Source organism: Bacteroides caecigallinarum (assembly GCF_016901995.1).
Classification (GTDB): Bacteria; Bacteroidota; Bacteroidia; order Bacteroidales; family Bacteroidaceae; genus Phocaeicola; species Phocaeicola cellulolyticus.
On record NZ_JACJLE010000220.1, the window covers coordinates 1 to 231 of the forward strand.

Here is a 231-nt window from a genome sequence, read left to right on the forward strand (position 1 = left end):
CGGAAAACTCAAAAGGAAACCTAATCCTGATTGAAGTGCAGAACAACAACGAATATGCCTACTTCCAAAGAATGCTTTTCGGTACATCAAAACTGGTGACTGAATACATCAACAGAGGTGAGGGATACGACAAGGTTAGAAAAATATACAGTATAAATATCGTCTATTTCACTCTCGGACACGGAAAGGACATTGTTTATCACGGTAAAACAGAATTCCGCGGAATTCATA

1 protein-coding gene is annotated in these 231 nt (G+C 38.5%); it reads left to right on the top strand.

All coding sequences use genetic code 11. The features are described from left to right. Window positions 1-231, top strand: a 231-nt coding sequence (locus tag H6A61_RS15710; RefSeq protein WP_204394823.1) for a PD-(D/E)XK nuclease family transposase, incomplete at both ends; no start/stop codon positions are given.